This window comes from Microcoleus sp. B13-B6 (assembly GCF_036705405.1).
In the GTDB taxonomy this organism is placed as follows: domain Bacteria; phylum Cyanobacteriota; class Cyanobacteriia; order Cyanobacteriales; family Microcoleaceae; genus Microcoleus.
The window spans coordinates 1-6,226 of sequence record NZ_JAUBUJ010000195.1 but is presented as its reverse complement, the minus strand read 5'-3'; the positions used below and the strand labels follow the sequence as shown (position 1 = coordinate 6,226).

Annotated in this window: 2 protein-coding genes and 1 pseudogene; all 3 read right to left on the bottom strand. The window is 47.9% G+C overall.

What is annotated here, in order from left to right; genetic code table 11:
* Positions 1–287: pseudogene (locus tag QUB35_RS38110) on the bottom strand (hypothetical protein); the annotation flags it as partial.
* A gap of 259 nt (positions 288–546) precedes the next feature.
* Complete coding sequence (locus tag QUB35_RS38105) at positions 547–1,908, bottom strand: cytochrome 450 (RefSeq protein WP_333148153.1); 1,362 nt, start codon at positions 1,906–1,908, stop codon at positions 547–549.
* A gap of 325 nt (positions 1,909–2,233) precedes the next feature.
* On the bottom strand, positions 2,234–6,226 hold a 3,993-nt coding region (locus QUB35_RS38100), incomplete at its 5' end, for a M12 family metallo-peptidase (protein ID WP_333148151.1).

The following is a 6,226-nucleotide window of genomic DNA, read 5'->3' as shown; positions in this document are numbered from 1 at the left end:
CCCACGGATAAATGCGGGGGCTTGAGGATTTTTGATTTTCGATTTTGGATTGATTCCACGGATAAATCACGTGGCGGGTACCACCTTTGAAATTCCTGGTCAAAAACGCGCAGCAATAACGTTTTTTCGTCAGCATTCCAGTCCGAACTGTGCATCGTCCGACAATGGTCTGGTAAAACATTCCCGTCCATAAAAAAGATACCTTGCAGGACTTCAGGTAACTCCGCTGGATGTTCTACTTTCATCCAATTAGCGATGTCTTTTAGTTGCTTTTGTTCGATTAACATGGTATTATTTATCGTCAAAATAGTTGTGCTTTGGTTTCCTATTAGATACCCCCTTGATTTCTTAGTCGATCGCTCAATAGTTTGTGTGGCGTGCGGTTTCAACTCACATCTTGCATCATTCTCAATAAGGCTTTTATGTGCGGGCAGGATGCCCACCCCACAAGCAATTAATTCTTTGTGGAACAGGCATCTTGCCTGTTCTTGAGAATTGTGTAATATCTCAGTTTCAACCGCTATCTGATGCGAGCTTTTGGATTGATTACCGCCCCAAGTTAGGCTCAGAGCCTCGCCGCACTTTGCCTACCGTACTGACGACATCCACGAGCATCTTGAGTGCGATGTCTTTACCTGGGCAAATCCGTCCCGCACTCCGATCGCCCACGGAATGAAATCCCATATGAAAAGGGCACAGATTCTCCCGCTTAGCGTTGAATTCGTATACCGTAGAACCCCAGAAACTCTCGTCTAGCAGCCCCAAACTGAGCGGTATCAGTACCTTGGTTCCGGCAGGGAAAGTGCGATCTTTGCCCGCTACCGTTGCGGTGAAAGGCTCTGTCGCGACTCGGTGCGTGGCGCTGACGGGAGCCCAGAGGCGGGCGCATTCCAGGAGGAACAGCTCGATCGACTGGCGATCGTCCAAATCGAGCTCGTCCCAAAAATCAGTCGGGTTAATTTCGGCCGTCTGCTGTCCTTTATAGGCGGGGAGAGGCTGGTATCCCATTGCCGTGTAGCCTAGGTGCAGGGGGCCTTGCAGTCCCGCTATGCCCATAATTGATGTCATCAGCTTTGCCAATTCCCGCTTAGTCATGCCGTTGTTTTCCGAGCTCTCCTGGAAGTCGGCTAAAGCTGGGGAATTTTCATAGATAGTCGCTGCACGCTCGATTAGAGTAGACAAATCCCCGTGTCCAAACAGGTTCAGGCTTTGCAGCAGGTTGCCGATGACTGCGAAGTAGTGCAGCGGGCTTTGGCGAGTGTAATGTAATTCGGTGAGAAGTTCGATCGACTCTGAATCGTCTGGATTAATCCCAAAGATGACGTAGTGCAGATATCGGACTAAAAATCCCATCCAACCCCGCTTGACATCGGTAAAAAACGCTCCCCCCGCACCGTGCGACATCTCGGCATAATCTGCAGCTAGCCTCAGCAGCAACCGTCGGGCGATTTCGTCCCCTTGGCGATCCGTTGTCGCACTGTTGAATAGATATTTCTGCATACAGCTTCGGAATGCTGCGTGGTTGCTGGTATCGTCAGTGGCGCGATCGGACAAAGACAGCAGGAAAAGGTTTCTGCCGCCGACATCTTGGTTGGGCGCGCGATCGGGATCGAGTACAGAAGTACCAAGCCGCCATCCGCGCGCCTGGGGCGATGTGAGTGCTTTTTCCAGCGTGTCAAACTCTCCCATCACGACTTGCCCCGCGCAGCAAAAGTTCGCTCCAAAAGCCAGCCGTTTTATCGGCAAATACGTGGGTTCGTTGGCAATCAAACCCTCAATCAGGGCGATCGGAGGTAGCATCGTTTTGCTGAGACTCTCCTCCGGGTTTTGCAAAGCCCAAACCTGAAACTCGTTCAGGGCCGGGTTCATCAGCGATGAGAAAATAGTATCTAAATTTAGGTTCATCATAATTCCTCCGAGAATCCTTCGCCATAACGCGCTTCGCATTTAGCAGCAAGAGGGTATTGAGCGGCAATTGAGCCGGTATTCAATCCCACTTAATTGCCAAAATAAGTAAGTATAACTATAGCCATCTTTATTGGTGCACGCAGTGGCAATATAGATATAGTTTTACTGAATATGTATGCGCCCAAGTCTAGCCTTGTCCCGGAGATTGAGTGGAATTTATAACGATTTCTGGTAAGTATATCTACTTTCTGCATCTAAACTATTAGCCCCACTCTCTGATAGCCGCACATAAATACGATTTATGTGCGACTACTTGCTATTAAAGTTAGCCGAAATTTGCGACATTAATTAGAGTGGACGATACCCCATTAATAGAAGCTAAAATTTCTCCGGTTGCAGCCAACCGGATTAAAGTTGAACCGCTATCTTGGACAATCGCCAATTGCGAGAAAATCAGTCCGTTACCCAATACTAACAAATCTTTACCGACTTCAAAGTCAGTAATCGTATCAGTACCGGAATTCGTAGAGAGTAAAAACTTATCTACTCCCATGCCTCCCGTCAAAGTATCAAGTCCCAAACCGCCCGTCAGTAAATCATCTCCCTTACCTCCGTAAAGCATATCATTACCATCATCGCCATTCAAAATGTCAGCACCACGGTTGCCAAATAAGGTATCATCACCGCTACTTCCGAGCAAAGTATCGCTACCTTTGCCACCGAAAACCGAGTCATTCCCCAGAACTCCATTGAGGGAATCATTGCCCCTCATGCCCATCAGCAAATTATTCGCGCTGTCGCCAGTCAGGATATCGTCGCCATTGGTACCAAGAATTGCATTCGGGGAATTGCTGCCCAAATCTACATCGCCGCTGACAACAGGAGTTGCAATCACAGCCGGCAATACTACAGCTTCAATTCTCCTATCTAAAGCAGTACCTGTATTGTCAGCAACTACCTGGGAAATAGGTTTATTTCCGCTACCAACTGATTTGAAGTCTTGAGTAGTTGGGCCTAAAGCTACTTGTTGGACGCGGGCAAGTGATTCAGGAATTGAGGTTCCTGTTGGGTTGGAGACAGCGCTATCAATGCGCTGATTGGCTGTTGCCATTACAGTCGCAGCTTGGGAGGTAATTTGGGTAACAGTTTGGCTGTTAAAACTGGGGTCTATTTGCTGGATTTTAGCTGCTGCTTGCTGAATGATTGGTTCTAAGGCTGCTGCATTACTGAGGTTTAAAACTGTACCGGATTGAATTTGAACGGTAATTGAACTGACAACAGCTTTGACAATATCCTGACTAGCTGCACTGGAAGCACCGTCAATCAAACCGCTGGTTTGAGTGATGAAGTTTTGGACTTTGACCATTTCGGATAAGACTTGGACTCCGCCCGGTTGATTGTTGTTGGTAGCGTCGATCGGGTCGAAATCGGTGATGTCAACATCAGGGGGAATCGCCAGAGAAGATTTGACAAGAGATTGCGCTGTTTCCGGTGCAACTCCCTTATCAATTAAATCCACTACCAAACTCGTTAACAGCGTGACAACAGTAGCATCCGCAGGTGCTGTGACGGGTGTTTCTAGTGGCAAACCAGTAGCGGTGTCAGTGCCTCCAAAAGCAACTATATTGCCTTCCTCTGGATCAACTTCCCCATTCTGATTTTTGTCAAAGGTTTCCAAGGGAATATCGAGTTCGTATTCACCTTTAGGGCCCGTTATTGTAGAGGATTCGTTCGCATCCTTTACCCCATTCTTGTTACCATCAAAGAACACAGTAGCGCCAGCAATGTAACCGTCGATTACAGAACCCCGACCTTGATTGTAAACATCGAAAAATGCTATATCCGATGCACCAGCAGCATCCCTGGCTGTTACCCGAATCCAGTAGTTTTGACCGCGCGGCAAGTTATTGTCAACCCTGAAAGTGCGGCTGCTGGCGTCGAAACTCATTCCGGTTGGTAAGGGACTAATGCGGTTCCAACTTGTCGGGATTGGCGATCGCCCCCCGCTGACATTTCGCCACTCGAAATTGCTCACATTTTCATACCAATCAGCAGTGTAAGTCAGCGTATCGCCGGGATCGGGGTCAGTGAAAGTGTTGTTTTGAAAAGTAAACTGCAAGTTGCCAGGACTCGAACCCGGTTGCAAGCTCAAACCTTGTTCACGGAACGGAATGGTCAAGACTGGCGGACGGTTGACGCCAGGACTCAGATTCAGATTAATATAACCTGACGATCCGCCGAAGCCATCTACTGCTATTTTGTAAGTCGTACCGGCAGTAGCAGTAAAATTGACTCGACTGGTTTGACCTCCAGCAGGGTCGTTATTATTGCTAGCAACAGTCGCCAAACTAGAAACTGAACTGCCAGTGTAAACCCCTAGCAAAGTATCGAAGGAACTGCCCGCCGTAGAAACTGTTACCGGGCCAGAACTTGGGGCTGTCCAAGACCACCAAATAGATTTACCACCGCTGTTACCTGCGTGATTTAATTCTCCTGTCTGTTTAGTGCCATTGACATTTAAGCCAGTTGTGGAAAAAGAACTACCGCTGACAGTTTTTGCCTTCTCAAGATTATCATTTGAGTGCCGCCAATTAGCACCGTAAATTGCAGTATTGTTCAGCGTGCGAGCATTATTTGTGGAACTCGTTCCTGTGGGTTCGCCGAGATATGTGCGATCGGGATTAGACCAGCGATTAATCCGCGTAGTGGGAGGATCGCTTTGGTAAGACATTACGGTGCGGAAAGTGTTTGGGCTGGCGGTATCCCGATAGCCGTAAGAATAGGGATAAGAAACAGCACTAAAAGCGTTTTCTGAATTGTGGTCAGCACCTAGGTTGTGTCCTAGTTCGTGGGCAAAGCTGTAATTTCCTGCTGCACAACTCCTCTTGACTACAGTAAAGCCTGAATTTGCAAACCCATAGCTAGGACTTGTCATTACGTAACCCAGACCGCAGTAATCTAAGCTATTAACAAATAAGCTCACCATGTCAGCCGAATAGGTGTCCCGCAGTTGGTGAACATTGTCTAAAAAACCATCGGAAGTATTGCGGAGTCTGCCTAAATCTGTGCTGGCATTGCCACTTTCGGTGTAGGATATCTCCTGTCTGTGTACTATTCGTATCCGCTGGTTGACGCCACTGTTTTCGTAACCTAAATTTGTTTCAGATTCGGCCAGGTCAATCAAGGTATTCATGGCATCAGTACCCCCCTCGGCGTCTTTGGCTGACGCGGTATAAACGACCATGACATCTATTACCGCAGGGTCGTCGCCAGTCAAATCGTAGCTGATGTCTGGAAGGTCAGCCAAACTGTCGCTGGGGACGGGAACTGCATCGCTTTCTTGGTTAAATTCGGCAGGATCGGGAAAGGCTGCTTGGTCGATTTCTCGAATGCTGTGCAGACCGTTACCTGCATAACGAATTTGGTAAAATTTGTCTTTATACCTGATATTGCCGATCGCCACGCCATCCTTTTTACTGTTGGTCAAGATGACTTCACTGTCATCTAAAGCACCTTGAATTCTGCCAATCCGCACCCAACTTTGTCCATTGGATGAGGTTTGTACTTTGTCAATGATTACGTCAAAAGACGTATCGTTGAATAAGTTAAGGTTGAGCGGCCCTTCGTCTAAACTCTGTTGTGGGTCGTCTATTAAGTCAAATTTGACGTTAGATAAGCGCTGTCGCTTAACAGTGGGGTCGTCAAGGTCAGCTTCTGCGACAACTTGCCCGGGTGACAGGGGAATGAATAAAGAATTGCGTTTGTTGGCTAGGGTATCATTATCGCTATTGGTGACAGCGACATCGGCTGCATTTAAGCCGTTATAATTGTTGTCCGCACTAACAGCAGGGGCAGTAACAATCGTGTAAGCTTGCTCGCCGTCAACAACATTATCATCAACACCTGTTAATGTTACCGTTTGCGCTGCATTCCAGTTACCAGAATTGAAAGTCAGCGAGACAGGTGAAACTGTTCCTTCTGTTGTATTTGAACTTCCTAAATCTATTTTGACATCAGCAGTAGGTTGGCTGTTGAGTTTGACATTAAATGTGGCTGTTTGGCCTGCTTCTGTCGTGGTTAATCCACTTGCAGCATTAACACTAATTCCAGCAGGTGTCGGTGTTGGTATTGGAGGTGTTGGGGTTGGTGTTGGGGTTGGTGTTGGGGTTGGTGTTGGTATAGGAGGTGTTGGAGTAGGAGGTGTTGGAGTAGGAGGTGTTGGAGTAGGAGGTGTTGGGGTTGGAGGTGTGGGAGTAGGAGGTGTGGGAGTAGGAGGTGTGGGAGTAGGAGGTGTGGGAGTAGGAGGTGTGGGAGTAGG